22 protein-coding genes and 2 pseudogenes are annotated in these 25,932 nt (G+C 59.8%); 14 read left to right on the top strand and 10 right to left on the bottom strand.

Annotation, left to right across the window (positions count from 1 at the left end; genetic code table 11):
* Positions 1-69: 69 nt before the first annotated feature.
* The 5 genes from CRO62_RS12680 to CRO62_RS12660 all read right to left on the bottom strand — a co-directional run bounded on the left by CRO62_RS12680 (position 70) and on the right by CRO62_RS12660 (position 3,931).
* Positions 70-894, bottom strand: coding sequence for a class I SAM-dependent DNA methyltransferase (locus tag CRO62_RS12680; protein ID WP_097100502.1), 825 nt, complete (start codon positions 892-894; stop codon positions 70-72).
* An 84-nt stretch (positions 895-978) separates the two neighbouring features.
* Positions 979-1,245 carry an usg protein gene (locus CRO62_RS12675; protein WP_003516070.1) on the bottom strand — a complete coding sequence of 89 codons (267 nt, stop codon included), beginning with the start codon at positions 1,243-1,245 and terminating at the stop codon, positions 979-981.
* A 168-nt stretch (positions 1,246-1,413) separates the two neighbouring features.
* Complete coding sequence (locus CRO62_RS12670; protein ID WP_097100501.1) at positions 1,414-2,244, bottom strand: ABC transporter permease; 831 nt, start codon at positions 2,242-2,244, stop codon at positions 1,414-1,416.
* Entirely contained in the window at positions 2,241-3,044 is an 804-nt protein-coding gene (locus tag CRO62_RS12665) for an ABC transporter permease (protein WP_003516067.1), read from the bottom strand. The genes CRO62_RS12670 and CRO62_RS12665 overlap by 4 nt, the downstream gene beginning before the upstream one ends.
* A 113-nt stretch (positions 3,045-3,157) precedes the next feature.
* On the bottom strand, positions 3,158-3,931 hold the full coding sequence (locus tag CRO62_RS12660) for an ABC transporter substrate-binding protein (RefSeq protein ID WP_003516066.1): 774 nt from the start codon (positions 3,929-3,931) through the stop codon (positions 3,158-3,160).
* Positions 3,932-4,272: 341 nt separating this feature from the next.
* On the opposite strand from CRO62_RS12660, the gene CRO62_RS12650 reads away from it, so the two are divergent.
* A complete protein-coding gene (locus CRO62_RS12650) occupies positions 4,273-6,495 on the top strand; it encodes an OmpA family protein (protein WP_097100499.1) in 2,223 nt (740 codons plus the stop codon).
* 202 nt (positions 6,496-6,697) lie between these two features.
* Here CRO62_RS12650 and CRO62_RS12645 read toward each other — a convergent pair whose 3' ends face one another.
* On the bottom strand, positions 6,698-7,621 hold the full coding sequence (locus tag CRO62_RS12645; protein ID WP_097100498.1) for a pseudouridine-5'-phosphate glycosidase: 924 nt from the start codon (positions 7,619-7,621) through the stop codon (positions 6,698-6,700).
* Positions 7,622-7,652: 31 nt separating this feature from the next.
* Positions 7,653-8,594, bottom strand: coding sequence for a carbohydrate kinase family protein (locus CRO62_RS12640; RefSeq protein ID WP_097100497.1), 942 nt, complete (start codon positions 8,592-8,594; stop codon positions 7,653-7,655).
* A 246-nt stretch (positions 8,595-8,840) separates the two neighbouring features.
* Here CRO62_RS12640 and recA point away from each other — a divergent pair, with 246 nt between their 5' ends.
* The 3 genes from recA to CRO62_RS12625 all read left to right on the top strand — a co-directional run bounded on the left by recA (position 8,841) and on the right by CRO62_RS12625 (position 13,285).
* Entirely contained in the window at positions 8,841-9,932 is a 1,092-nt protein-coding gene (gene recA / locus CRO62_RS12635; protein ID WP_097100496.1) for a recombinase RecA, read from the top strand.
* A 231-nt stretch (positions 9,933-10,163) separates the two neighbouring features.
* Positions 10,164-12,827: an alanine--tRNA ligase gene (gene alaS, locus CRO62_RS12630; RefSeq protein ID WP_025593920.1), complete on the top strand. Its 2,664-nt coding sequence runs from the start codon at positions 10,164-10,166 to the stop codon at positions 12,825-12,827.
* A gap of 74 nt (positions 12,828-12,901) precedes the next feature.
* Positions 12,902-13,285, top strand: a complete 384-nt coding sequence (locus CRO62_RS12625; RefSeq protein WP_097102959.1) for a VOC family protein — start codon at positions 12,902-12,904, stop codon at positions 13,283-13,285.
* A 77-nt stretch (positions 13,286-13,362) separates the two neighbouring features.
* On the opposite strand, the gene CRO62_RS12620 is transcribed toward CRO62_RS12625, so the two are convergent.
* Both CRO62_RS12620 and CRO62_RS12615 read right to left on the bottom strand, forming a co-directional pair.
* Positions 13,363-13,989 carry a glutathione S-transferase family protein gene (locus CRO62_RS12620; RefSeq protein ID WP_097100495.1) on the bottom strand — a complete coding sequence of 209 codons (627 nt, stop codon included), beginning with the start codon at positions 13,987-13,989 and terminating at the stop codon, positions 13,363-13,365.
* Between the two features lie 335 nt (positions 13,990-14,324).
* Positions 14,325-15,539: an NADP-dependent isocitrate dehydrogenase gene (locus CRO62_RS12615; protein WP_003516051.1), complete on the bottom strand. Its 1,215-nt coding sequence runs from the start codon at positions 15,537-15,539 to the stop codon at positions 14,325-14,327.
* A gap of 216 nt (positions 15,540-15,755) precedes the next feature.
* Here CRO62_RS12615 and CRO62_RS12610 point away from each other — a divergent pair, with 216 nt between their 5' ends.
* The 7 genes from CRO62_RS12610 to CRO62_RS12575 all read left to right on the top strand — a co-directional run bounded on the left by CRO62_RS12610 (position 15,756) and on the right by CRO62_RS12575 (position 22,381).
* Positions 15,756-16,286 carry a hypothetical protein gene (locus CRO62_RS12610; RefSeq protein WP_174001926.1) on the top strand — a complete coding sequence of 177 codons (531 nt, stop codon included), beginning with the start codon at positions 15,756-15,758 and terminating at the stop codon, positions 16,284-16,286.
* A 174-nt stretch (positions 16,287-16,460) separates the two neighbouring features.
* Positions 16,461-17,303 (top strand): RNA methyltransferase, encoded by an 843-nt coding sequence (locus CRO62_RS12605; protein ID WP_097102954.1) that lies wholly within the window; start codon positions 16,461-16,463, stop codon positions 17,301-17,303.
* Positions 17,287-18,108 (top strand): glutamate racemase, encoded by an 822-nt coding sequence (gene murI, locus CRO62_RS12600; RefSeq protein ID WP_097100494.1) that lies wholly within the window; start codon positions 17,287-17,289, stop codon positions 18,106-18,108. The genes CRO62_RS12605 and murI overlap by 17 nt, the downstream gene beginning before the upstream one ends.
* A 380-nt stretch (positions 18,109-18,488) precedes the next feature.
* On the top strand, positions 18,489-18,728 hold the full coding sequence (locus tag CRO62_RS12595; protein WP_013636401.1) for a DUF1127 domain-containing protein: 240 nt from the start codon (positions 18,489-18,491) through the stop codon (positions 18,726-18,728).
* A gap of 445 nt (positions 18,729-19,173) precedes the next feature.
* Entirely contained in the window at positions 19,174-19,812 is a 639-nt protein-coding gene (locus tag CRO62_RS12585; protein WP_097100493.1) for a LysE family translocator, read from the top strand.
* A 37-nt stretch (positions 19,813-19,849) separates the two neighbouring features.
* Entirely contained in the window at positions 19,850-20,737 is an 888-nt protein-coding gene (locus CRO62_RS12580) for an EamA family transporter (RefSeq protein WP_025593913.1), read from the top strand.
* A 126-nt stretch (positions 20,738-20,863) separates the two neighbouring features.
* Positions 20,864-22,381, top strand: coding sequence for an ATP-binding protein (locus CRO62_RS12575; protein ID WP_025593912.1), 1,518 nt, complete (start codon positions 20,864-20,866; stop codon positions 22,379-22,381).
* Positions 22,382-22,419: 38 nt separating this feature from the next.
* Here the strand turns inward: CRO62_RS12575 and CRO62_RS12570 are convergent.
* A pseudogene (locus CRO62_RS12570) lies at positions 22,420-23,401 on the bottom strand (TerC family protein).
* 452 nt (positions 23,402-23,853) lie between these two features.
* On the opposite strand from CRO62_RS12570, the gene rpsD reads away from it, so the two are divergent.
* The 3 genes and pseudogenes from rpsD to CRO62_RS12555 all read left to right on the top strand — a co-directional run.
* Complete coding sequence (gene rpsD / locus CRO62_RS12565) at positions 23,854-24,471, top strand: 30S ribosomal protein S4 (RefSeq protein ID WP_003516040.1); 618 nt, start codon at positions 23,854-23,856, stop codon at positions 24,469-24,471.
* A gap of 69 nt (positions 24,472-24,540) precedes the next feature.
* Positions 24,541-25,470, top strand: coding sequence for a glutaminase (locus CRO62_RS12560; RefSeq protein ID WP_097100492.1), 930 nt, complete (start codon positions 24,541-24,543; stop codon positions 25,468-25,470).
* A gap of 63 nt (positions 25,471-25,533) precedes the next feature.
* Positions 25,534-25,932 (top strand): annotated as a pseudogene (locus CRO62_RS12555) (tRNA 2-thiocytidine(32) synthetase TtcA); the annotation flags it as partial.

Genomic DNA, 25,932 nt, shown 5'->3' with positions numbered 1-25,932 from the left:
TCGTCTGGCTGTTGTTGCTGAGAGATTGATTCAGGCAAGCGCTCCATTTCAGGAGCGCTTGCCTCTGCCTCAGCCCTTGAGCTTGGCAATCACCAGATGGCCGGGTGTGGGGTTGCCGTCCTGCATGCGCACGTTGATATCGGTGACTTCGACTATGTCGAAACCGGTCGCTGCCAGTCTTTCCCGAACATAGGTTTCGGCGTGGGCGAAACGCTGGTGCGGGCCGACCATATAGGGGCGTCCGGCCATGGTTGCTTCGGGCAACGTTTCCGACGAGAAGATCAGCAGGCCACCAGGGACGAGGTTTTCGGCGGCGCCGAAAAACAGCGGTTCCAGAGCGCCGAGATAGGGCAGCACATCGGTTGCGGTGATGATGTCGAATGGCTCGTCGTCATTGTCTTCGAGAAAGTCCTCGGCTTCGGCGACATAAAGCGTCTCGTAGAGGTCTTTCTCATGGGCGATCTCGACCATGTTTTCGGAAATGTCGATGCCGGTGATGTCATCAGCCATGTCGCGCAGCGCCTCGCCGGTGAGGCCGGTGCCGCAGCCGAGATCGAGCAGGCGCTTGAAGGGGCCGAGATCAAGCGTTTGCAGGCGCTGGCGCACCATCATCGGCACGGCATAACCGAGCTGTTCGACAAGAATATCCTCGAAGGCTTCGGCGTGCTGGTCGAACAGGGTTTCGACATAGGCGTCGGGCGCTTTGGAAGGCGGTTCGCCGCGGCCCATGGCGGCGATGCGAACGGCTGCGCCGCCGTGATCGTCCGGGTCGATGGCCAGAACCTCTTCATAGGCCTTCACCGCCGCGTCAACATCGCCGGCTTTTTCAAGCGCGAGCGCGCGGTTATAGGCTTCGGCAAGCGCCTCTTCGTCAATTTTCTGGTTCTTCGTCATCGTGCGGTATCCGTCAGCATCTTCAGTTGAAGTCTGCTGTAAGCCGCAAGAGGGACGGGCGCAATGCTTATGTGGCAATGGGCCTCAGTGGAGAATGAACTCTCCTTTCAGTGCGCGCCATTCTTGCGCCGAGATCACCTGCCGGTGCACATAGCGGACCGAGTGCAACGGACCGTCTAGCTTTTCCTGCCAGAATTTGAGGAAACCGTGCATTTCGGGGAAATCCGGGGCGAGATCATAGTCCTGCCAGACATAGGTCTGGAGAACCAGCGGATGGTCCGGCATGCGATAAAAAATCTGGGCGGTGGTGAGGCCGTAGCCCCTCAGCATCATTTCCATTTCCTTGTTCATGTCGGCTGTTCCCGTTCTCATGATTGCCGATCACAGCGTTGTCGCTGTATCTGATATGGGAACACGACAGGGTTAACCCAACCTTGCCAAAGGTCTGGGTTGTCACAAAATAGTTATATTTTTCAAAATGTTGGCAGTCTTCTCTGGTGAGTGCTGCCAACCGTGCCCCTAGCGTTTGAGATGGCGCGTCAGGCGGGCTTCCAGCCATGCCCAGACATGCCGGAGCGTCTCGACGATCGTCAGGTAGAAGATCGCCGCCCAGAGATAGGCCTGATAGTCGAATGTGCGGGAGAAGGCGTAACGCGTCTGTCCCATCAGGTCGAAGACCGTGACGATGGAGACCACTGCCGAACCCTTGATCATCAGGATGATCTCATTGCCGTAGGGGCGCAGCGCCACGATGAGGGCCTGCGGCAGAATGACCTTGCGGAAGGTGATGAATTTCGACAGGCCGAGCGAGGCCGCACCTTCAATCTGGCCGCGTGGTACGCTTCGGATCGCGCCCCTCAGGATTTCTGCCTGATAGGCGGCGGTGTTGAGGGTGAGTGACAAGAGGCCGCAATACCAGGCCTCACGGAAGAACCACCACAGGCCAACGGTTTCCAGCCCCTGACGGAAACTGCCGAGGCCGTAATAGATCAGGAAAAGCTGCGCCAGCAGCGGCGTGCTGCGAAAGACGTAGACATAGGCATAGGCCAGCGCGCCGATGACGCGATTTTCCGACATGCGGGCGAAGGCGATCGGCACCGAGAGAATTGCGCCGAGGATGATCGAACTGCCGACCAGCGTAATGGTGGTGATGAGGCCATCGATATAACGCGGCCCGTAACGTTCGAATTTCGCCCAGTCCCAGCCTTCGATCATCGCAAAGATCAGCCCGGCGGCCAGCAGCAGCCAGAGCGTTATGACGGCGATGCCGACGACGCGCGATATGTTGAGGGGCTTGTCTGTGGCGACAGGCGCGGGGCGCGGCGGAATGAGTTCCTGAACATGGCTCATCGGCTTGCCTCCGACTTGCGCGACCAGCGATCGATGAAGCCGATGCCGATGGAGGAGAGCAGAGCGAGGATGAGGTAGAGCAGGCAGGCGATGCCGTAGAAGAAGAAGGCTTCCTTGCTGACGCGGGCAGCGATGCCGGTCTGGCGCACGATATCGGCAAGGCCGATGATCGAGACGTATGAGGTATCCTTGAGCAGGATGACCCAAAGGTTGGTCATGCCGGGCAGGGCGATCCTGACCAGCTGCGGAATGATGACGAGCACCATGGTGTGGCCGCGCGAGAGGCCGAGTGCATGGCCCGCCTCATATTGGCCCTTTGGGATGGCCTTGAAGGCGGATAGCAACACTTCCGAGGAATAGGACGAAAACACCACTGACAGCGCGACCATGCCCGCCACGAAGGCGTTGATCTCTACCGGGCCGGTTATCCCGACATAACCGGCGGCCGATTGCAGCAGCATCTGGATGCCGTAATAGACGATGAACAGGGTCAGAAGTTCCGGCAGGCCACGGAAGATGGTGGTATAGACACCGGCCGCCAGCCGCAGCGATTTTTCCTCCGATTGCGCGGCGAGCGCAATGAGGAAACCGATCACAAGCCCGACGGGCAGGGTGGCGAGCGCCAGCGAGATCGTTACCTTGACGCCGAAGGCGATTTCGTCGCCCCAGCCGGCATCGCCACAGGTGACGAGGGTGCCGTTTCCGAAAAGCGTGAAGAGACCGACCGGCCCACAGAAAGGGTCGAGAAGTGTCGAGACATAGGTCCAGAACGCACCTATGGCGGAAAATGCTCCGCTCATGCCAGTTTTCCCCCGCGGTCTTAAGCCGCCGTGATTGTTATGGTTACGTTTTCAAACAAAAATGGCGGAAGGGCAAGCCTTCCGCCACCAGATTTCAACAGGCGACGCGCCGCTTACTGGCCGTAAACGTCGAAATCGAAGTATTTCTTGTTGATTTCCTGGTACTTGCCGTTGGCGCGGATGCCGGCGATGGCAGCCGTGAACTTGTCGGCGAGCGCCGTGTCACCCTTGCGAACGGCCACGCCTGCACCGTTGCCGTTGATCTCGACATCCACCGGAAGCGGCGTCAGGATCTTGCAGCACTTGCCTGCATCCGACTTCAGCCACTCCGACAGGACGACGATATCGTCGATGACGGCGTCGATGCGGCCGTTGGCGATGTCGAGCTTATATTCGTCGGCGGTCGGGTACATTTTCAGGTCGGAACCGGGGAAGTGCTTTTCGGCATAGTTGGAGTGGGTCGTGGAACCCTGCGCGCCGAGCGACTTGCCCTTCAGGTCGTCGACGGACTTGATCGGCGAATCCTTCGGTACGGCGATTGCCGGCGGGGTGTTGTAATATTTCTTGGAGAAATCGACCTTCTGGAGACGCTCCGGCGTGATCGACATGGACGCGATGATGGCGTCGAACTTCTTGGCCTGCAGGGCGGGAATGATGCCGTCCCAGTCATTGGTGACAAAGGTGCATTCGGCCTTCATTTCGACGCACAGCGCCTTGGCGATGTCGATGTCGAAGCCGGTCAACGTACCGTCGGCCTCCAGATTGTTGAAGGGCGGGTAGGCGCCTTCGGTGCCGATGACGATCTTGTCCTGCGCGAGGGCCGCGCCGGAAAACAGGGAGATGGCGGCAATCGATACGGCTGCGAGCAGACGGGTGGAAATAGGCATTTCGATCCTCTCTTTTGGTCGTTCATCCGCAGTCTGTTGTTGTTTTCAGTGCGGACGTCGTGAGCGCAGGCGCAACAGAACGGTTTGCCATTCGTGGCCTTCAGCGCGCGGCAATTATTCGTCCGGTTGGTCAAAAAATGCAACTGCAATATTAGCGCCCTCTTTTTCGTCGCGGAGCTTTCACGAAATGGCCTTGATCTGTTCATTTCCGGTACAGAAGGCTTTGGTCATCATGGGAACCGAAGCGTATGCAAGGCGTTGACCAGCGCCTGCACGCGCGGCCGGATTCACAATGTCGCGGCATAAGCCGCGTACAACGATTGGCAGATGAGGAAGCACCGATGCTGAAGAAGAACACATTGCTGACGGGGGTGGTTTTCCCCCTCATGTCGCTGGCGATCGCGGTGGAGCCGGCCGCCGCCGGTTATGCCGGCGCCGCACGGACGCAAACGCAAATGCCCCAGGCACAGGCCCCTGTGATATTGGCGCAGGCGCAGCCGCAAGCGGAGGAGCAGAACCCGGAAGAGTTGCTGCGCAAGCAACGCCAGCAAGCAGAAGAGGCGCAGCCGAAGCCAGAGCCAGAGCCGAAAAAGCAGGAGCAGGCTCCGGAACCGCAGCGCGAACAGCCGAAGGCTGAAGCTGCACCGGCCGAACCGCGTCCTGAACCCAAGCGTGAACCTCAGCCCGAGCCGCAGCCAGAACCGAAACGGCAACCGCAGCAGCGCGAAGCCCAACCGGAACCGGCGCCAGCTGAACAACCACCCGCCCGCAAGCAGCGCCCGCAGCCTGAGCCGGAAGCCGCGCCTGCACCCGCAGAGCAGCAGCCGCAGGAACGGCCGCGCAAACCGGCTAGAGCCGAGCAGCCGGCAGGCGAGGGCGAGCAACGCCCCGCACGTCCGCGCAAGCCGGAGCCGGCGGCCGAACAGCCAGCCGCACGCCCTGAAAATACCGAGCAGCCGGCAAAGCCGCGCGAGCCCGCCGCCGAGAAAAAGCCGGTAGAGGAAAAGGCGCCCGCTCCAGTTCCAGCACCGGAACCGAAATCGGAACCCGCCGAAAAGGCCGTTCCGGAGAAAAAGCCAGCGGCTCCTGAGCCAGCCGTAAAGGAGGCTCCCGTTCCAACGGAAGCGCCGACACCGGCACGGCCACCGGCTCCGGAAGCTCAGCCCAATCCTGCGCCCGGCCAGCAGCCTTCTGAAAAGCAGCCGGTAGAAGGCCAGGGCAAGACGGAGCCTGCAGCGCCGCTGCCGGGTACGCCGACACCTCCGCCGCCAAGCGGTGCCACGACAGGACAGGCGCCTGCCGGCGAAGCCGTTCCCAATCAGGTCGCCATTCCGCAGACGGAAGCGCCTCCGACGACGAAGCAGGAACTGGACAAGGCCAAGGCTATCGCCAAGGACCCGTCCAAGACTGCCGACACCGTCATTCTGCCCGTCGACAAGGGTGCCGCCGTTCTCGACAGCGACAAGGAAGTGGAGCGCTCCGGCAACAACCAGGCACGCGAGCAACGCCGCCGCGAGCGTGAGCAGGCCGGTGACGTGAAGGTGCCGACTTCCGACGCCGAAGCGCAGCGCGCCGGTGCCGCCGAAGGCAAGGCTCCGCCGCCCGTGAAGATGGAGGCGATCACCTCTCAGCAGGGCGAGCGTGTCGACCGGCGTCCGCAATATGACCGGCCGGAAGGTGCGCGGGAATGGCAGCCGCGCGAAGGCGGCCGGCGTGATCAGGATCGCGATGCGCCGATCATCCTGCAATTCGGTGACCGCGTGGTTGTGCGCGGCGACGACAATCAGCGCTTCATCCGCGATGGCGGCGAGCCCTATTACGAGCGCCTGCCGGGCGGACGTGTCCGCGAGACCGTCGAGCGTCGCGACGGCACGCAGGTGGTGACGATCCGCAACCGCTATGGCGACGTCATCCAGCGTTCGCGCATCGATGACCGTGGCCGGGAATATGTTCTGTTCTATGCGCCGGAGCTGATGGACGAACCGGACCGTGAATATGTCTATCGCGATCCCGGCCTCGACCTGCCGCCGATGCGTCTGCGCATTCCGGTTCGTGACTACATCATCGACACGTCGAGCGATCCGGACCGCGATTATTACCGCTTCCTGGAGCAGCCGCCGGTTGAGCCGGTGGAGCGTGTCTACTCGCTGGATGAAGTGCGTTATTCGGCCCGTATCCGCGACAAGGTGCGCCGTATCGACCTCGATACGATCACCTTTGCCACTGGAAGCGCTGACATTCCGATGGCGCAGGCCCGTTCGCTGCGGAAGGTAGCGGATGCGATCAACAAGGCGCTGGCAAAGAACCCGGCGGAAACCTTCCTGATCGAAGGCCATACCGATGCCATTGGTTCGGATGAAAGCAACCTCGTTCTTTCCGACGAGCGTGCCGCTTCCGTCGCCAATGTCCTGACCGATGTTTACGGCATTCCGCCGGAAAACCTGGCGACGCAAGGCTACGGCGAACGTTACCTGAAGGTTCAGACACTCGGCCCGGAACAGCAGAACCGCCGCGTCACCATCCGCCGCGTGACGCCGCTGGTAAGACCGGTCGCCCAGAACTGATAAGGTTCAGGAACTGAAAAATGAAAGCCCGGAAAGCGCAAAGCTTTCCGGGCTTTTTAGTCGGCAGCAAAGTTCCCAGGCCGACACATTATCCGTACCTCCGGACCAGATCCGCGGTCCGGGGTGATCGAGTCCGGCATGACTGGGATGCTTCACACCCTGCCATCATCCTCAAATTTGAGGATAGTCCAGCCACTAACGCTTAGTTCAGCGCCACAGCAATTTCTGCTGCGAGCTGGGCGTTGTTGCGTACCAGCGCGATATTGGTCGCGAGGCTGCGGCCGTCGGTCAGGCGGAAGATATCGCCGAGCAGGAAGGGCGTGACGGCCTTGCCGGTGATGTCCTCGCGCTCAGCGTGGGAAATGGCGCGATTGATGTAGATTTCCATCTCCTCGCGCGGAATTTCGTCCTCTTCCGGCACGGGATTGGCAATCAGCATGCCGCCATCGATGCCGAGCTGTTCGCGGGTCGTCTGGAAATTGGCGATGGCTGCGGGGCTGTTGAGCGACAGCGGGCTGGAAAGGCCGGAGGAACGCGACCAGAATGCCGGGAATTCTTCCGAACCGAAAGTCACGACAGGCACGCCGTTGGTTTCGAGAACTTCCAGCGTCTTCGGGATGTCAAGAATGGCCTTGGCGCCGGCGCAGACGACGATCACGCCGGTTTTGGCGAGCTCGGTCAGATCGGCGGAAATATCGAAGGTTTCCTCCGCGCCCTTGTGCACACCGCCGATGCCGCCGGTGGCGAAAACGCGGATGCCGGCGCGGGCAGCGGCAATCATGGTGGCTGCCACTGTCGTGGCACCGGTGCGGCGCTCGGCAATAGCAAAGGCAATATCGGCGCGCGAGACCTTCATGGCGTCGGTGGTCTGGGCAAGCGCTTCGAGCTGCTCCTTCTCGAGGCCGATATGCAGCGTGCCGTGAATGACGGCGATGGTTGCCGGAACGGCTCCCTGATCGCGGATGATCTGTTCGACGCCTTCGGCCATCTCGATATTGCCGGGATAGGGCATGCCGTGGGTGATGATGGTCGATTCCAGCGCGACGATCGGCGCGCCGCGCTGTTTGGCAGCGGCAACCTCTTGCGAATAGACGATGGGCAGGAGCGGGGAGATGGGGCGGGTCATTCTGTTTGTTCCAGACTATAAAAAAACGGGTTCATGCCAGCATTTCGGCCTTGGGGACAAGCCCCAACATGGTCTCGACACTGTCTTTTGACAGGTCTTGAGCGGTGGCGAAAGGCGATTGCACGGTGATGGCGGCCGCCGCGGCACCCAGTCGCAGGGCCTCAGTGATGGTTTTGCCCTCCGTAATCGCCGCGAGATAACCTGACGCCATGGCATCTCCGGCGCCGGTTACGTCTTTCACCTCGCGGATGATGGGTGGGTGGAGGCTTGCGGTTTGCGTCGCGTTAAAGGCTACCACTTCGCTTGCACCGCGGGTGATGACGCCGCCAGCAAGGCCTGCCTTGCGGAGAATGCCCGGCCAGTCGCGAACATTGTCTGCCGTCTGTCCGGTCAGCGCGCGCGCCTCTGCCTCGTTCATGAAGAGAATGTCGATATCGGCGAGCATGTCCTTCAGTTTCACCGCCTTGGCGGGCGAAATGGCGATGGCCGCGAGCGGCTTTTGGCAGGCGCGGGCAATGAGACCGAGCGCCTTCAACGTATCCTCCGGCAGATTGGCATCGCAAAGCAGAAGGTCGCTCGCGGTAATCGCGTCACGCACCGCGCGAACTTTGAGGCGGCGCGGCGAAAACAGCTTGTAAAGGTCCATATCCGCAAGTGCGATGACAAGATTGCCGTCGCGCTCCAGAATGGCGGTGTAGCTTGGCGTGCGGCGATCGAGGAAAACGAAGGGCGTATCTTCCACGCCCGCCTGCCTTGCTGCCTCCGCCACCGCTTCGCCTGTCACGTCGCCACCGCGCGGCGCGATGATACGGACGGCAAAACCGAGCCGGGAAAGATTGCGCGCCGCGTTGAAACCGCCGCCGCCAGCCTCTTCCATCCATGAGCCAGGATTGCTGGCGCCGGGCGCCGTTTCAGTCTCGATCATGCCGCGCCTGTCTATATGCGCGCCGCCCAGAACGAGTATTTTCTTCACGCTTGTGTTTCCCTCTTTCGCGGATGGAAAAGGTGGACGATTCGTCCCAATCTTGTGTTTGTTCCCCTTCACATCCGGTCCGCAGCGATAGGTCGGACACGGAAAAACGAAAGCAGAACAAACCACTTATCGCTATTTGTTTTCAATATGCTGGCTGCGCCTTGCGATATGAGAACAAATAGAGTACATCCTATTTCCATACTGCTTCATTGCCTGTGCGGCTTCAATAACCTAAAGGTGGATCGGATGGCACAAAATTCTTTGCGTCTCGTAGAGGATAAATCGGTGGATAAAAGCAAGGCACTGGAAGCGGCGCTCTCCCAGATCGAACGGTCGTTCGGCAAGGGATCGATCATGAAGCTCGGTTCCAATGAAAACGTGGTTGAAGTAGAGACCATTTCGACGGGTTCTCTCAGCCTGGATATAGCGCTCGGTATCGGCGGCCTGCCGAAGGGGCGTATCGTTGAGATTTACGGCCCGGAAAGCTCCGGTAAGACAACGCTTGCGTTGCAGACAATCGCGGAAGCCCAGAAGAAGGGCGGCATCTGCGCCTTCGTGGATGCCGAGCACGCGCTCGATCCGGTCTATGCCCGCAAGCTCGGTGTGGATTTGCAGAACCTTCTGATCTCGCAGCCGGATACGGGCGAGCAGGCGCTTGAAATCACCGATACGCTGGTGCGCTCTGGTGCCGTCGACATTCTGGTGGTGGACTCGGTTGCGGCGCTGACGCCGCGTGCCGAAATCGAAGGCGAGATGGGTGACAGCCTGCCGGGCCTTCAGGCACGTCTGATGAGCCAGGCGCTGCGCAAGCTGACCGCCTCGATCTCCAAGTCGAAGTGCATGGTGATCTTCATCAACCAGATCCGCATGAAGATCGGCGTCATGTTCGGTTCGCCGGAAACGACGACGGGCGGTAATGCGCTGAAATTCTACGCCTCGGTGCGTCTCGACATTCGCCGTATCGGCGCCGTCAAGGAGCGTGAAGAGGTTGTCGGCAACCAGACCCGCGTCAAGGTCGTCAAGAACAAGATGGCACCGCCTTTCAAGCAGGTGGAATTCGACATCATGTATGGCGAAGGCGTTTCCAAGACCGGCGAGCTTGTCGATCTCGGCGTGAAAGCCGGTATCGTCGAGAAATCCGGTGCATGGTTCTCCTATAACAGCCAGCGTCTGGGGCAGGGGCGTGAAAATGCCAAGACCTTCCTGCGCGACAATCCGGAAATGGCAAACGAGATCGAACTGGCGCTGCGCCAGAACGCCGGTCTGATCGCCGACCGGTTCCTGCAGAATGGCGGCCCGGAAGCCGGCGAAAGCGACGACGGTCCCGACGAGGGCTGATGCATTCGAAGGTCCGGGCGTTCGCGTCCGGTGGCTTTGCCGGCATGAGCCGGTATGGATCAAAAGGGTCGTGCGATTTTCCTCGCACGGCCCTTTTTCTTTGCCTAGACGCCTTGGTGCGCCTCCATGGCTGGACAGGGCAGGATGCGGACGATAAAAGCCTTTGATTTTGCAAGATAGCCATCATTCGGGATGGCAGTGATGGACTCCAGCTGTGAGCGGTGTGTGGGCATGAGCGGTGTGAATGAAATTCGGTCGACGTTTCTCGACTACTTCAAGAAGAACGGACACGAGATTGTGCCCTCCAGCCCGCTGGTGCCGCGCAACGATCCGACGCTGATGTTCACCAATGCCGGCATGGTGCAGTTCAAGAACGTCTTCACCGGTCTCGAAAGCCGTCCTTATTCCACCGCCGCTTCCGCGCAGAAATGCGTGCGCGCCGGTGGCAAGCATAACGACCTCGACAATGTCGGTTATACGGCCCGTCACCATACGTTCTTCGAAATGCTCGGCAATTTCTCCTTTGGCGATTATTTCAAGGAAGAGGCGATTACCCATGCCTGGAACCTGATCACCAAGGAATTCGGCATCGACCGCAACCGTCTGCTGGTCACGGTCTATCACACCGACGACGAGGCTTTTAATCTCTGGAAGAAGATCGCCGGTTTCTCTGACGACCGCATCATCCGTATTCCGACCAGCGATAATTTCTGGGCCATGGGCGATACCGGTCCGTGCGGTCCCTGCTCGGAAATCTTCTATGACCACGGCGATCATATCTGGGGCGGACCGCCCGGTTCGCCGGAAGAGGATGGCGACCGTTTCATCGAAATCTGGAACCTCGTCTTCATGCAATATGAGCAGTTGACGAAGGAAGAGCGCATCGACCTGCCGCGCCCGTCTATCGACACCGGCATGGGTCTCGAGCGCATTTCGGCGCTGTTGCAGGGCAAACACGACAATTACGACACCGATCTGTTCCGGGCGCTGATTTCGGCCTCCGTCGAAGCGACCGGCGTTCCGGCAGAGGGCGAGAAGCGCGCCAGCCACCGCGTCATTGCCGATCATCTGCGCTCCTCCGCTTTCCTGATCGCCGATGGCGTCCTGCCGTCGAATGAGGGTCGTGGTTACGTTCTGCGCCGCATCATGCGCCGCGCCATGCGCCATGCCGAGCTTCTCGGTTCGCGCGAGCCGCTGATCTACAAGCTGCTGCCGGCGCTGATACAGCAGATGGGCCGCGCCTATCCGGAACTCGTTCGCGCCGAGGCGCTGATCTCCGAGACGCTGAAGCTTGAGGAAACCCGTTTCCGCAAGACGCTGGAACGCGGCCTTTCGCTGCTGTCCGACGCGACTTCGACCCTGCACAAGGGTGATATGCTGGACGGCGAAACCGCCTTCAAGCTTTACGACACCTATGGTTTCCCGCTTGATCTGACGCAGGATGCGCTGCGCGCCCGTGAGATCGGCGTCGATATTTCCGGCTTCACCGATGCCATGCAGCGCCAGAAGGCGGAAGCACGCTCGCACTGGGCTGGCTCCGGCGACAAGGCGACCGAAACGGTGTGGTTCGAACTGAAGGAAAAGCTCGGCGCGACCGAATTCCTTGGTTACGACACTGAAACCGCCGAAGGCGTCATTCAGGCGATCGTCAAGGACGGCAAGTCGGTGGACAGTGCTGCCGAGGGCGAGACGGTGCAGATCGTCGTCAACCAGACGCCATTTTATGGCGAGTCCGGCGGTCAGATGGGCGATACCGGCGTAATCTCTGGCGATAACGGCACCTTTACCGTTTCAGAAACCCAGAAGAAGGGCGAGGGCCTTTTCGTGCATTCCGGCACGGTGTCCAAGGGTGGATTGAAGCTGGACGACGCCGTGCAGCTGACTGTCGATCACGACCGCCGCTCGCGTCTGCGCGCCAACCACTCCGCCACCCACCTGCTGCATGAGGCGCTGCGCGAGGTGCTTGGTACGCACGTCGCTCAGAAGGGTTCGCTGGTCGCACCCGAGCGTCTGCGCTTCGACGTTTCGCATCCGAAGCCGATGTCGGCCGAGGAGCTGAAGGTTGTCGAGGAAATGGCAAACGAGATCGTCTTGCAGAACTCGCCTGTCGTGACGCGTCTGATGAGCGTTGACGATGCCATTGCCGAGGGTGCTATGGCACTGTTTGGCGAAAAATACGGCGATGAAGTCCGCGTTGTCTCCATGGGCACCGGCGTTCACGGTGCGAAAGCCAACCGTCCGTACTCGGTCGAGCTTTGCGGCGGCACTCATGTTGCCGCAACCGGCCAGATCGGCCTTATCCGCATTCTCGGCGAAAGTGCCGTCGGTGCGGGCGTGCGCCGTCTTGAAGCCGTAACGGGTCAGGGCGCGCTTGCCTATCTCTCCGAGCAGGATGAGCGTGTAAAGGCGCTGGCCTCGTCGCTGAAGGTTCAGCCGGGCGATGTGCTGTCGCGTGTCGAGGGACTTCTCGATGAGCGCAAGAAGCTGGAGCGCGAGCTTGCGGATGCCCGCAAGAAACTCGCAATGGGCGGCGGCTCGTCGGATGCCGGCGCAAACGACGTACAGCAGGTCGCGGGCGTCAATTTCCTCGCAAAATCCCTGTCCGGCATCGATGCCAAGGACCTCAAGGGTCTTGCAGATGAAGCCAAGGCCAATATCGGCTCCGGCGTCGTGCTGCTGATCGCCGTGTCCGAAGATGGTAAGGCAAGTGCTGTTGCTGCCGTGACCGAGGATCTGACTGGCCGTTTCAGCGCCGTCGATATCGTCCGCACGGCCTCTGCCGCCCTCGGCGGCAAGGGCGGCGGTGGACGCCCGGATATGGCGCAGGCTGGCGGCCCCGATGGCGCCAAGGCACAGGACGCCATCGACGCGGTGGCGGCAGCGCTCGCGGCCTGATCTGGATGAATTGAAAAAGGCGGGGTTCTACCCCGCCTTTTTGATTCGGGATGTTGAATTCCGAAAGGAACGTGATGCGCTTTGTAAATCCCATCCCTTTCGTGTGCGATATCAACCGCTCCAGGGAGTTTTATCGTGACAGGCTCGGCCTGAAGGTTTTGGACGATTTCGGAAATTTCGTCCTCTTTGAAAGCGGCTTTGCAATCCATGAGGGGCGTTCGCTCGAACAGACGGTCTGGCGGACATCGCCCGACACGGACGAACCTTACGGCAGACGGAACCTGCTGCTCTATTTCGAACATGAGGATGTCGATGCGGCATTTCGGAATATTGCGCCGCATGTGGAGTTGATCCATCCCGTTGAGCGGCAGGCATGGGGACAGAGAGTGTTCCGTTTTTATGATCCGGACGGGCATGCAATCGAGATCGGCGAACCACTCGCCCAGTCTAACGGATAAGCCCGCTTCCAAAATCCGTTTTGTGACCCCTGCGAGCGCTGGTGCTCCGCTTTCAGGCGAAATGCCTGTCAGTTTTCTCAACCCGCTGCCTGCATATCCTTCGCTGCCGCTTCGTCAAGCTGGGCGGCCCGCTTGAAGGCTTGGCGGTCGGTCAGATGCGCCATATAGTCCGTGAAGGCCGGACGTTTTTCGATTGTGCCGAACTGCAGGCCCCAGCCGACATGGGCACCCACATAGACATCCGCCGCAGTGAAGTGATCGCCGGCGATGAAGCGGTTTTCGCTGACGGCACGTTCGAGCGTGTTGATCGCATCCGCATAGCTGCCGCAGCCAGCCATACGTAGCTTTTCCTGCGGTACCTCGAAACCCATCGCCTTCATGCTGGTTGTCATTTCCAACGGACCGGCAGCAAAAAACATCCAGCGGTAATAAAGCCCGCGCGCTTTGGGCGTCGGCGCAAGGTTGGCGCCCGGAAAGGCATCCGCCAGATAGGCGCAGATCGCTGCCGCTTCGGTGACAATGGTGTCGCCGTGTTTGATGGCGGGCACCTTGGCCATCGGGTTAATCAGCCTGTAGGCAGGCGATTTCATCGACGTCTCGAAGCCCAGTATCTCTGTTTTGTAGGGAACGCCCACTTCCTCGAGCATCCATCGCGCAATGCGTCCGCGCGACATGGGATTGGTGTAGAAGATCAATTCACTCATTGCTTTGCCTCCCCAAGCAAAATTGCAAAAGCATCATTGAAAACCCGCGCGGAGTTCGCGCTGACACGGTGTGTTTTTATAGTCCACAGCATTATCGGTTTTCTCGAAGGATCGCGCTGGTAACCACATGAATTTTTGACTGTGCCGGACAAGTTATGTGTCGTTTTATGCTGTTTCAGCTATATATTTTTATTTTTCTGACTGCGGCACGCTGTGGAATCGAAGTTTGCGCCTAGTGCAACATCTAAGCAAGATACTGTGAACAAAAAAAGAAACCCGGCGTTGCGGCCGGGTTTCCTTTTGTCGATATTTCAAACGGGCAGTGCCCTGTTCTTTTAAGCCGCCATCGCCGTCTTGAGGTTTTCATCGATCTTGTCGAGGAAGGCGGTGGTGGAGAGCCAGGGCTGGTCCGGACCGATGAGGAGCGCGAGGTCCTTGGTCATGAAGCCGCTTTCGACGGTGTCGACGCAGACGGTTTCGAGCGTTGCTGCGAACTTTGCGAGTTCTGCATTGTCGTCCAGCTTGGCGCGGTGGGCGAGGCCACGGGTCCAGGCGAAGATCGAAGCGATCGAGTTGGTCGAAGTTTCCTGACCCTTCTGGTGCTGGCGGTAGTGGCGCGTGACCGTGCCGTGTGCCGCTTCAGCTTCAACCGTGCGGCCGTCCGGGGACAGGAGAACGGAGGTCATCAGGCCGAGCGAACCGAAGCCCTGGGCAACCGTATCAGACTGCACGTCGCCATCGTAGTTCTTGCAGGCCCAGACGTAACCGCCGGACCACTTCAGAGCGGAGGCGACCATGTCATCGATCAGGCGGTGTTCATAGATGATGCCGATTTCATCGAACTTCGCCTTGAACTCGGTCTGGTAGACTTCTTCGAAGATGTCCTTGAAGCGGCCGTCATAGGCCTTCAGGATGGTGTTCTTGGTGGACAGGTAGACCGGCCACTTGCGCATCAGGCCGTACATCATGGATGCGCGGGCGAATTCGCGGATGGATTCGTCAAGGTTGTACATTGCCAGCGCAACGCCGGCGCTCGGCGCGTCGAAGACGTCCTTTTCAATGACCTGACCGTCTTCACCGACGAACTTGATCGTCAGCTTGCCCTTGCCGGGGAACTTGAAATCGGTTGCCTTGTACTGGTCGCCAAAGGCGTGGCGGCCCACAACGATCGGCTTCGTCCAGCCGGGAACCAGACGGGGAACGTTCTTGCAGATGATCGGCTCGCGGAAAATGACGCCGCCGAGAATGTTGCGGATCGTGCCGTTCGGGCTCTTCCACATCTGCTTCAGGCCGAATTCCTCGACGCGCTGCTCGTCCGGCGTGATCGTCGCGCACTTGATGCCGACGCCGTGCTTCTTGATGGCGTGTGCCGCATCGACGGTTACCTGGTCGTTGGTAGCATCGCGGTTTTCGACCGAGAGGTCATAATATTCGATGTCGAGATCGAGGTATGGCAGGATCAGCTTGTCCTTGATGAGCTGCCAGATGATACGGGTCATTTCGTCGCCGTCGAGATCGACGACTGGATTGGCTACCTTGATCTTTGCCATGAATTCCTCACCTTCGAAGCTGTGGCGCCTGATGACGCCGGTATTCGGAAAAATATCCGGTGCGGCTATAGCATCGCGCGCGCCTGAGGCAAAGCCATGGGGGGCGCTTTTTTGGCGCGGTGCAATAACGCTTTGCGCATTGCCAAACCATATTGCCGGAATACAGTCAGGCGAATCGCTTCGCCCGTGCGTCGGGCCTACCTCCGGGATCACATCATGCGGAATATTCTGCTTCTGACTGCCGCCGTCCTCTTTTCCCACAGCGCCCTTGCGGCCGGCCCCGCCGATCCCGTCCAGAAGGTGATGGACATTACCGTCAAGAACTGGTCCGGCGATGCGGAAAACTGGAAATACATCTTCGACGAGGACATGCTGACCAGCCTGTTCAGCAAGGACTTCGTTGCCCAATACCGCGAAGCTTCCAAGAAGCCTGCTTACGAGGCGGAAAGCGGCGAGAAAGGCGATCCCTTCGGCTACGATGTGGTGACGAACTCGCAGGATGGCTGTCCGCTGGTGGATGTTTCGGTAACGCCCGGTGAGGTGAAGGACGGCGTGACTGACGTGACGGCGAAGTTCAAGCTCTGGGCCTGCATGGATGAGGCAGAGATGAAGGCAACGGTCGACGAGGTGCATTTCGATGTCATCGAGGAAAACGGCCAGCCTGTCATCAGCGACATTCACCGGGTTGGAGACGAGGGCAGGGATTCGCTGCGCGCAGAGATGGCGGCGATCATCAAGGGCGAATAACAGGGCGTTTTGCCTGCCCCGGCTTTGATTTTGGCGCGGATCTGTGCCAGTGAAGCGCGCTTTAGAGCATTTTCAGGAAAAGCGACGACCGGTTTTCCGTCTGGAAATGCGCAAAAACCATAAAATGCATCGGCCTGAAAATCGATGCGGCGCTTCGGAAACTGGAAAACGACGATGGCAGGCACAAACAGCGAGCTTGAACTTGTGGCGGAAGGCCCGGCGATCATTCTGGTCGAACCGCAGCTCGGCGAAAATATCGGCATGGTGGCACGGGCAATGGCCAATTTCGGTCTTGCCGAACTTCGCCTCGTCAAGCCGCGTGACGGCTGGCCGAACGAGAAGGCGCGCGCCGCCGCTTCCAAGGCCGATCATGTCATCGACGGGACGAAAGTGTTCGAGACGCTGGAAGAGGCGATCAAGGATCTCAATTTCGTCTATGCCACGACCGCGCGGGAGCGTTACGGTTTCAAACCAGTTCGTGCCCCCGTCACCGCAGCCGGCACGCTGCGCGCGAAGTTCAAGGCGGGTGAAAGAACCGGCATCCTGTTCGGGCGTGAGCGCTGGGGTCTTACCAATGAAGAAGTGGCGCTGGCCGATGAGATCGTAACATTTCCGGTCAACCCCGCCTTCGCCTCGCTCAACATCGCGCAGGCCGTGCTTTTGATGTCCTATGAGTGGATGAAATCCGGCATGGACGATCTGGACGAGACGCTTTTCCAGCCTATCGAGCAGCGGCCCTCGACCAAGGAACAGGTCTTCGGCCTGTTCGAACACATCGAGGAGGCGCTCGATGCGCGCGGATATTTTCATCCGCCCGAAAAAAAGCCGAAAATGGTGGACAATCTGCGTGCGGTGCTGTCGAGACGCGGCTTTTCCGAGCAGGAAATCAGTGTTTTCCGTGGCGTGATCAGGTCACTCGATCGTTTTCCCCGGCAGTGGTCCAAGCAGGCAGGCCGGGCCGGAACGGCGGAGGGACCATTGTCGGAGAGGGCTGGGGAGAATGCTGAAGACGACTGAGGCTCTGGCCGATGTTCTCAAACCGGTGCTGGTGTTCGATTCCGGCATTGGCGGGCTGACGGTTCTGCGCGAGGCGCGCGTGCTGATGCCCGAGCGCGGTTTCATCTATGTGGCGGACGACGCCGGTTTCCCCTATGGCGGCTGGGAAGAGGAGGCGCTGAAAGCGCGCATTCTTTCACTCTTTGAGAAGCTGCTTGAAGACTATAGCCCTGAAGTCTGCGTCATCGCCTGCAACACCGCCTTCACACTGGCAGGTGCGGATCTTCGGGCGCGCTTTCCTGATATGACTTTCGTCGGCACCGTTCCAGCTATCAAACCTGCGGCCGAACGCACCCGTTCCGGTCTCGTTTCCGTGCTGGCAACGCCCGGCACCGTCAAGCGCGCCTATACGCGCGATCTCATCCAGTCATTCGCCACGCAATGCCATGTTCGCCTCGTGGGATCGGAAAATCTGGCGCGTATGGCCGAAAGCTGGATCAGGGGCGAGCCGATCTCCGACGAAGCCGTGCTGGCGGAAATTGAGCCCTGCTTCATCGATAGCGACGGCAAGCGCACCGATATCGTTGTTCTCGCCTGCACTCATTATCCCTTCATGGCCAATGTGTTTCGCCGGCTGGCGCCATGGCCGGTGGACTGGCTCGATCCGGCGGAAGCGATTGCCCGTCGCGCGCGCCACCTGGTGCCGCTGCCGCAGGATGCGGAGCATCCAGATGGTTTCGATTTCGCCGTCTTCACTTCCGGCAAGCCGGATTTCGCCACACGGCGGCTGATGCAGGGTTTTGGCCTCAGCGTATCGCTGAGCTGAAAGGCTTGTTGCATTTTTGCATCTATTCTGCCTGACTTTTGCAATTCGAGATTGCGACCTCTTGTCGCGTCCGGCATCTCGTGTAAGATGCATCTTGTCTGTAACCGCTATAAAAAGGAGGCGTGGAATGACTGACTATATGAATATGCGCCTTACCGGCATGCTTGGCTTTTCCGGCATGGTCATCGGCGGTTACATGTCCCGAGGCATCGACCTCCGATAAGGCTTCCTGCCTGATTTCCCTGCCGTTTGGCATCTTCACTTCGTCTGACAGCTGAATTGTGCGTCCGCGCTGCCGCGTGTTGCGCCCGCCGTTCCCGCATGTCGTTTTATCATCGATAAAGGACCTGGCTGCTTCGCCGCGCCGGGACGGATTTCCCATGCAGAAAAATCAACCATTGGTAGCATATGCGCTGCCGGATGCGGTCGACCGTCTGTTCGTCACATTCGGCGTCTGGAAAACCCTGAAAGCGGTTCTCGTCGCGGCAATGGTGCCGCGCCCGCCGCCGACCGATCTTTCCGATCTGCCGGAGCGTCTTCTGGACGATATCGGCTTGGAGCCGTCCGACCGCAAAATGCGGCGGGAGTGGGCCCCTCCTTACTGGGCGCCGCGATTTTGATGACGACAGTCTCTCCGGCGAGAAAATGCCGGGGAGGCTCCGTCGTCCGTTTCAACTGCTAATGATGTTCGAAATGCGCGCCTCTGTCATGCCGGACTGGACCCGGCATCCAGCCACGGCGCGTCTGCGAAGAGTTCATTGCCGTACTTCAGTTTTCCGTAACGGAAGCTGCGGAAAGGCCTGGCATATAGCGCGTTGCACTATCCTCGTGAACGTCCGGGCAGGCGTCACCCCTGATCTTGCCCTGCGGCTGGAGCGGGCAGGGGTCAGCACGGCGCGGCATGGCTTGCCATGCAGTCAAATTACGATCTTGCACAGGCGATGAAACGGCAGCAGCAGCCCGTTCGTCCGCTGGATGACAAAGCGGCATAGCCTCCGAAAATTTGGCTTGATACCGTGCGCTTTTGGTGGCTTGCTCCAAAAACCGAACGGGGGAGATTGCATCATGCCGCTGGAGAACTGGCTGGCCTTCGTGGCCGCATCCGCCATCATGCTTGCCATTCCGGGGCCGACGATCCTGCTGGTGATTTCTTATGCTCTGGGGCATGGCCGCAAGGCGAGCACCGCGACGGTGACGGGTGTGACGCTTGGTGACTTCACTGCGATGACGGCCTCCATGCTGGGGCTTGGCGCGCTGCTTGCCACATCGGCGGCCCTTTTTACCGGTCTGAAATGGATCGGTGCGGCTTACCTCATCTATCTCGGCATCAAGCTGTGGCGTTCGCCGGTTGGCGGTGAAGGTGGTGAAGCCGCAGGCGTGACGGGCCGTGAGCGGCCGCTCAAGATCTTCCTGCATGCCTATGTCGTCACGGCGCTGAACCCCAAGAGCATTGTCTTCTTCGTCGCCTTCCTGCCGCAATTTCTGGTGCCGACGCTGCCTTTCTGGCCGCAGGTGCTGATTTTCGAAGCGACATTCCTTGTGCTTGCCAGCTGCAATGCGGCCCTTTATGGACTTCTGGCAAGTGCCGCCCGCAATACGATCCGCAAACCCAAGGTTCAGCGCATCGTCAACCGCACGGGCGGCGGTCTCCTGATCGGCGCCGGTCTCATTACATTTGGCTGGAAGAGGGCGGTTTCGGCGTAAAACGCCCGTCGATCGCCTGAAATTCGGACATAACAAAATGGCGTTGCCGCATATTCTTCTTGCCCTGATCACCGTGTTTTTGTGGGGCTTCAACTTCGTTGCCATCAAGATCGGCGTCGCCGACATGCCGCCTTTGTTTCTGACGGGGGTGCGCTATCTGTTTGCGGCCGTGCCGTTGGTGTTCTTCCTGCCCAAACCCAATGTGCCGTGGCGGCATATGATCGTTTACGGCATGGCGATGGGTTTCGTGCAATTCGGCCTGCTTTACCCGGCCATCAAGCTCGGCCTGCCGGCTGGGCTTGCTTCGCTCGTCATGCAGTCGCAGGCCTTCTTCACGCTGGCGCTGGCCGTGGTGTTTCTCGGCGAGCGGCCGTTGCCGTCACAGATCGTCGGCGCAATCGTTGCCTTTGGCGGGCTGGCGGTCATCGGCGTGGAGCGCATGACGGCTGCAGCGTTGATACCGCTGCTGATGGGCGTCGGCTCGGCCATTGCCTGGGCCTGCGGCAACATCGTCAATCGCCGCATCGGCCAGGTGAACGCGGTCTCCTTTGTCGCATGGACGAGCCTTGTTCCCGTTCTGCCGTTGGTCCTGCTTTCGCTGGTGGTGGAGGGACCTGATGCGATTGCGGAAGGGCTGCGCAATGCGACGCCTACGATGGCTCTCGTGGTGATATACATGGCCTATGGTGCGACCATCGTCGGCGCGGGTATCTGGAGTTACCTGCTTCTGCGCTATCCGGCCGGAACGGTGGCCCCATTTTCGCTGCTGGTGCCGATTGTCGGTTTCGTCAGCGCCTATCTCGCTTTTGCGGAGCATATTACCGTCTTCGAAGTGGTCGGTGCCGCATTGGTCATCATCGGGCTGATGCTGAATGTGTTCGGCAGGCGGCTTTCATTTTCGCGCGTCTCGTCCGGGGCCGCATAGATGTGGCGCAATTGCCTGTGCATTATCGGCACGGGGCAGACGCAATCGGTGATTTTTTGGTAAAGAGCATGTTCGGCCGCCGTTACGGGAATCGGCCGGATGACATGCAGCACGAGGAACGGAACATTGCAGGTCGGCATCGACATGGGAACCCTATCGGGCGGGCAGCAGGCCAAGCTCGATATTGAGGAATTGCTTGCAACGCGTTTGCTGGTGCAGGGCAATTCCGGGTCCGGCAAGTCACATCTTCTGCGCCGGCTCCTGGAGCAATCGGCGCAATGGGTGCAGCAGGTCATTATCGATCCCGAGGGTGATTTCGTCACGCTGTCCGACAAGTTCGGCCATGTGGTGGTGGATGGAGAGCGCACGGAAGCCGAGCTTGCGGGCATTGCCAACCGCATCCGCCAGCACCGCGTTTCCTGCGTGCTGACGCTTGAAGGTCTTGACATCGAACAGCAGATGCGGGCCGCTGCCGCTTTCCTCAACGGCCTGTTCGATGCGGATCGCGAATTCTGGTATCCCGTGCTTGTCGTTGTGGATGAGGCGCAGATGTTTGCGCCCTCCGTCGGCGGCGAGGTGACCGAGGATGCGCGCAAGGCGTCGCTGGGCGCCATGACCAATCTGATGTGCCGTGGACGTAAACGCGGGCTTGCGGGCGTCATCGCCACGCAGCGCCTTGCCAAGCTTGCCAAGAACGTAGCGGCGGAAGCCTCGAACTTCCTGATGGGCCGCACCTTTCTCGATATCGATATGGCGCGCGCTGCCGATCTGCTCGGCATGGACCGGCGGCAGGCGGAAATGTTCCGGGATCTGCAGCGCGGCAATTTCGTGGCGCTTGGACCGGCGCTGTCGCGTCGCCCGTTGCCCATCGTCATCGGTGCGGTGGAAACCTCGGCGCGGTCTTCCTCGCCGAAGCTGATGCCGCTGCCGGATGCGCCGCAGGATGTGGAAGATCTGATCTTCACGCCGGACCCGGAAGAGTTCACGCGACCCGCCACGCGCCGCACGCCGCCAGCGCCGCGCCCGACCACCGATATTCTGGCTGAACTCTCCCGCTCCACCCCTGCCGCCGCCGGTCCTTCACCGGAGCAGTCCGCGCGTGCAGGTCAGCCGGAGCTGACGCCGGAGGAGCGCGAAGAGAAGATCGCGGCGGTGCTGGTCGAAATTCTCGACGATCCGCAATCGGCCTATCGCACGGACGCCGTGCTGTACCAGGATTTTCTGGTGCGCGCCCGCATGCGCCGTATTCCCGGCACGCCGATGACGCTGGCGGATTTCCGCCGGCAGGTGGCGATTGCCCGCTCCGGCGTGGATGCGGCAATGGCGGCCAGCGAAGGCTGGGAGAAGGCGCTGGAATTGTCGATGTCGGTCTCCGACGATCTGCAGGGGGTTTTCCTGCTGTTGGTCAAGGCGGCGCTCAATGAGGAGCCTTGCCCATCTGACGCCCGCATTGCCCGCGCTTACGGTACCCATTCCGCCCGCCGCGCACGCCGTCTTCTCGGTTATTTCGAGGAGAAGGAGCTTGTGGTGGTACACGCCGATTTCTCCGGCAAGCGCATTGTGGCGTTCCCCGATCTCGACGCGAAGACCGCACCCGGCGATGCGGATGCGGCTGAGGATGATGCGAGGCTGGCGGCGGAGTAAGTTGGGGCAGGGTTTCCTGCCGCCAACATTTTCAGGTGTTACTCGATAGCCTTTGCTTCCTTACGTGTCGCAATCAGCGAACCGATGATGCCGGTTGCGAGGATGGCGACGGTGGCGCCGAGCGAGACGGCGGGCGGGATCTTGGCGATGCCCAGCATATCCGCGACGAAAATCTTCGAGCCGACGAAGACCAGAACCGCAGCCAGCGCGTATTTCAGATAGGCGAAGCGGTGGATGAGGGCGGCAAGTGCGAAATAGAGGGCGCGCAGGCCGAGGATCGCGAAGATGTTCGAGGTATAGACGATGAACGGATCGGTGGTGATCGCGAAGATCGCCGGGATCGAATCGACCGCGAAGATAAGGTCGGCGATTTCGACCATGATGAGCGCCAGAAACAGCGGCGTCACAAAGGTCTTCAGCTTGCCGGTGGTCCCATCGGTCTCCTTGACGAAAAATTTCTCGCCATGCAGCTTCTCCGTTACCGGAAGGCGGCTGCGCAGGAATTTCAGGATGCGGTTATTGCCGATGTCGTTCTCGTCATGGTCGGATGAAAACAGCATCTTGAGGCCCGTGAAGACGAGGAAGGCCGCAAAGAGATAAAGCACCCAGTGGAAGTTTTCGACAATGGCGGCGCCGCCGGCAATCATGATGCCGCGCAGAACGATCACGCCGAGGATGCCCCATAGCAGCACGCGGTGCTGATATTGGCGGGGAATGGCGAAATAGGAGAAGATCATCGCGATGATGAAGATATTGTCCATCGCGAGGCTTTTTTCGACCACGAAGCCGGTGACATATTCCATCGCTGACTGTTCACCGGACTGGTACCAGATCCATCCGCCGAAGGCCAAGCCGATGGCGATAAAAGCCGGACATCAGCAAGCTTTCACGGATGCCGATTTCCTTGGAATTCTTGTGCAGCACGCCAAGATCGAGCGCCAAGAGGCCAAGGACAAGAGAAATGAAGACCGCCCACATCCATGTGGGGGTACCGAGAAAATCGTTGAGGAGGAACTCCATCAGTCAACCTTTAGCCGGACGAGGTTGGCTTTGCGGATGGGGACGCGTATCAGGAATAAACGTGGGCCCCAACCTTCAAGAGACTCGACATCGCGTGTTGTCCGGTAACACGCCAGAGGGGCCCGAGTCCTGATTACGGCTTAGAAGTGGGTGGGCCTTCCAGCTTTTCAAGGGGTGGTTCGAGAAAAAAGCGGCGGGCTTTGTTTGACAAATTTGTAAAACGTGTTTAGAAGCCGCCCCAACGCCGGGCAGTCATGTCCGGTGTGTTTCGTTGACTGCCTTGCAGTTTTATAAGCTGACGTTCGGCGGTCAACATCACCGACATGTCCCGTGGTCTCTCCATTCGCATGTGAGAAACCTGTCAGAGGTCCTGAAACGGGCTTCAGAGGAGGGCGTGTTTCCTCAAACCGGTTTGGCAACAAACCGGCATAACCTATTGAGAAGGAAATACGATGAGCAAGCGCGAATCGGCTAAGTACAAAATTGACCGCCGTATGGGCGAAAACATCTGGGGCCGTCCGAAGTCCCCGGTAAACCGCCGCGAATACGGCCCGGGCCAGCACGGCCAGCGCCGCAAGGGCAAGATGAGCGACTTCGGCACGCAGCTGCGCGCCAAGCAGAAGCTCAAGGGCTACTACGGCGAACTGCGCGAAAAGCAGTTCCGCGCCACCTACGACGAAGCAAACCGTCGCAAGGGCGATACCTCCGAGAACCTGATCGGCCTGCTCGAGTCGCGTCTGGACGCCATCGTCTACCGCGCCAAGTTCGTTCCGACCGTTTTCGCATCGCGTCAGTTCATCAACCATGGCCACGTCACGGTTAACGGCGTTCGCGTCAACATCGGTTCTTATCGTTGCAAGCCGGGCGACGTTATCGAAGTTCGCCAGAAGTCCAAGCAGCTGGTGACCGTTCTCGAAGCTGTTCAGCTCGCAGAACGCGACGTTCCTGATTACATCGAAGTCGATCACAACAAGATGGTTGCGACCTATGCTCGCATCCCGGCTCTGTCTGACGTTCCGTACCCGGTCGTCATGGAACCGCATCTGGTCGTCGAATTCTACTCGCGTTAATCGGCGCGTTTCAGTATTGAGAAAGCCGCCCCTCGGGGCGGCTTTTTTGTTTGCTGGGGAAGGCTTTGCATGCAGGACATTCAGGCGATCGTCGATACCATTTACGACAGCATGGTGCCGCGCCTGGGCGAGGGCAAGGTTGCGGATTACATTCCGGAACTCGCCAAGGTCGATCCGAACCAGTTCGGTATCGCCATCACCACTGTCGACGGAACCACCTATACGGCCGGCAATGCGCTCACGCCGTTTTCGATCCAGAGCATCTCCAAAGTCTTCATGCTGACGCTGGCGCTTGGCAAGGCGGGCGAGACGGTGTGGAACAGGGTGGGGCGTGAGCCATCCGGGTCGTCCTTCAACTCCATCGTCCAGCTGGAGCATGAGCACGGCATTCCTCGCAATCCCTTCGTCAATGCCGGTGCCATCGTGGTGACGGATATCGTTCTTTCCGGCCACCAGCCGCGTGAGGCGATTGGCGAACTCTTGCGCTTCGTCCGATATCTCGCTGACGATGACACGATCAGCATTGACGACACCGTGGCGAAATCCGAGCAGGCGACGGGGTTCCGCAATTTCGCGCTTGCCAATTTCATGCGGTCCTTCGGCAACCTGCATCACCCCGTCGAATATACGCTGGGCGTCTATTTTCATCAGTGTGCGTTATCCATGACCTGCGCGCAGCTTTCGCGGGCCGGTCTCTTCCTTGCCAATCGCGGCCGCAATCCGTTGAGCGGCCACACGGTCGTGTCAGACCGGCGGGCGCGGCGCATCAATGCGCTGATGCTGACCTGCGGCCATTATGACGGATCGGGCGATTTCGCCTATCATGTCGGCCTGCCGGGCAAGAGCGGCGTAGGCGGCGGCATCATGGCAGTGGCGCCGGGCAAGGCGTCGATTGCGGTCTGGTCGCCGGGTCTGAACAAGGTCGGCAATTCGGCGCTTGGGTCGCATGCGCTGGAAATGCTGGCGACGAAAACCGGCTGGTCGGTATTCGGGGCTTGATATTGCGGGCGGATGCGGGCATTTCCTGCATTGAAAATGGCTGAACGCCAGAGCGGGCTAATCATGAACATTGTCACCAGCATCGCAGATGAGGTCGAGGCCGATCAGGACCTGGGCGGAGAAAATGGCGGTTCGCATCCGCTGTTCGACGCGGCACCCCGTTCTGTCTCCTTCAACAAGCTGCGCAAGCGGCTGTTGCGCAATGTGCGTCAGGCCTTCGGGGATTTCGGCATGCTGAACGGTCAGAAGCGCTGGCTGGTCGGCCTTTCCGGCGGCAAGGACAGCTACGGTCTTCTGGCACTGCTGCTTGATCTGAAGTGGCGCGGCCTTTTGCCTGTGGAACTCATTGCCTGCAATCTCGATCAGGGCCAGCCGAATTTCCCCAAGCACGTCCTGCCGGAATATCTGGCGAAGATCGGTGTCGCCCATCGCATCGAATATCGCGACACTTATTCCGTTGTG

The sequence above is a fragment of the Rhizobium sp. AN6A genome, from assembly GCF_900215635.1.
Lineage (GTDB): Bacteria > Pseudomonadota > Alphaproteobacteria > Rhizobiales > Rhizobiaceae > Agrobacterium > Agrobacterium tumefaciens.
Note: the sequence above shows the minus strand (reverse complement) of the source record. Positions and strands in the feature narration are given on the sequence as shown.

Excerpts from the sequence above, each read along its gene's own strand:
- CRO62_RS12680 (WP_097100502.1), bottom strand. The coding sequence starts at position 894 with ATGACGAAGAACCAGAAAATTGACGAAGAGGCGCTTGCCGAAGCCTAT.
- CRO62_RS12675 (WP_003516070.1), bottom strand. The coding sequence starts at position 1,245 with ATGAACAAGGAAATGGAAATGATGCTGAGGGGCTACGGCCTCACCACC.
- CRO62_RS12670 (WP_097100501.1), bottom strand. The coding sequence starts at position 2,244 with ATGAGCCATGTTCAGGAACTCATTCCGCCGCGCCCCGCGCCTGTCGCC.
- CRO62_RS12665 (WP_003516067.1), bottom strand. The coding sequence starts at position 3,044 with ATGAGCGGAGCATTTTCCGCCATAGGTGCGTTCTGGACCTATGTCTCG.
- CRO62_RS12660 (WP_003516066.1), bottom strand. The coding sequence starts at position 3,931 with ATGCCTATTTCCACCCGTCTGCTCGCAGCCGTATCGATTGCCGCCATC.
- CRO62_RS12650 (WP_097100499.1), top strand. The coding sequence starts at position 4,273 with ATGCTGAAGAAGAACACATTGCTGACGGGGGTGGTTTTCCCCCTCATG.
- CRO62_RS12645 (WP_097100498.1), bottom strand. The coding sequence starts at position 7,621 with ATGACCCGCCCCATCTCCCCGCTCCTGCCCATCGTCTATTCGCAAGAG.
- recA (WP_097100496.1), top strand. The coding sequence starts at position 8,841 with ATGGCACAAAATTCTTTGCGTCTCGTAGAGGATAAATCGGTGGATAAA.
- alaS (WP_025593920.1), top strand. The coding sequence starts at position 10,164 with ATGAGCGGTGTGAATGAAATTCGGTCGACGTTTCTCGACTACTTCAAG.
- CRO62_RS12625 (WP_097102959.1), top strand. The coding sequence starts at position 12,902 with ATGCGCTTTGTAAATCCCATCCCTTTCGTGTGCGATATCAACCGCTCC.
- CRO62_RS12620 (WP_097100495.1), bottom strand. The coding sequence starts at position 13,989 with ATGAGTGAATTGATCTTCTACACCAATCCCATGTCGCGCGGACGCATT.
- CRO62_RS12615 (WP_003516051.1), bottom strand. The coding sequence starts at position 15,539 with ATGGCAAAGATCAAGGTAGCCAATCCAGTCGTCGATCTCGACGGCGAC.
- CRO62_RS12610 (WP_174001926.1), top strand. The coding sequence starts at position 15,756 with ATGCGGAATATTCTGCTTCTGACTGCCGCCGTCCTCTTTTCCCACAGC.
- CRO62_RS12605 (WP_097102954.1), top strand. The coding sequence starts at position 16,461 with ATGGCAGGCACAAACAGCGAGCTTGAACTTGTGGCGGAAGGCCCGGCG.
- murI (WP_097100494.1), top strand. The coding sequence starts at position 17,287 with ATGCTGAAGACGACTGAGGCTCTGGCCGATGTTCTCAAACCGGTGCTG.
- CRO62_RS12595 (WP_013636401.1), top strand. The coding sequence starts at position 18,489 with ATGCAGAAAAATCAACCATTGGTAGCATATGCGCTGCCGGATGCGGTC.
- CRO62_RS12585 (WP_097100493.1), top strand. The coding sequence starts at position 19,174 with ATGCCGCTGGAGAACTGGCTGGCCTTCGTGGCCGCATCCGCCATCATG.
- CRO62_RS12580 (WP_025593913.1), top strand. The coding sequence starts at position 19,850 with ATGGCGTTGCCGCATATTCTTCTTGCCCTGATCACCGTGTTTTTGTGG.
- rpsD (WP_003516040.1), top strand. The coding sequence starts at position 23,854 with ATGAGCAAGCGCGAATCGGCTAAGTACAAAATTGACCGCCGTATGGGC.
- CRO62_RS12560 (WP_097100492.1), top strand. The coding sequence starts at position 24,541 with ATGCAGGACATTCAGGCGATCGTCGATACCATTTACGACAGCATGGTG.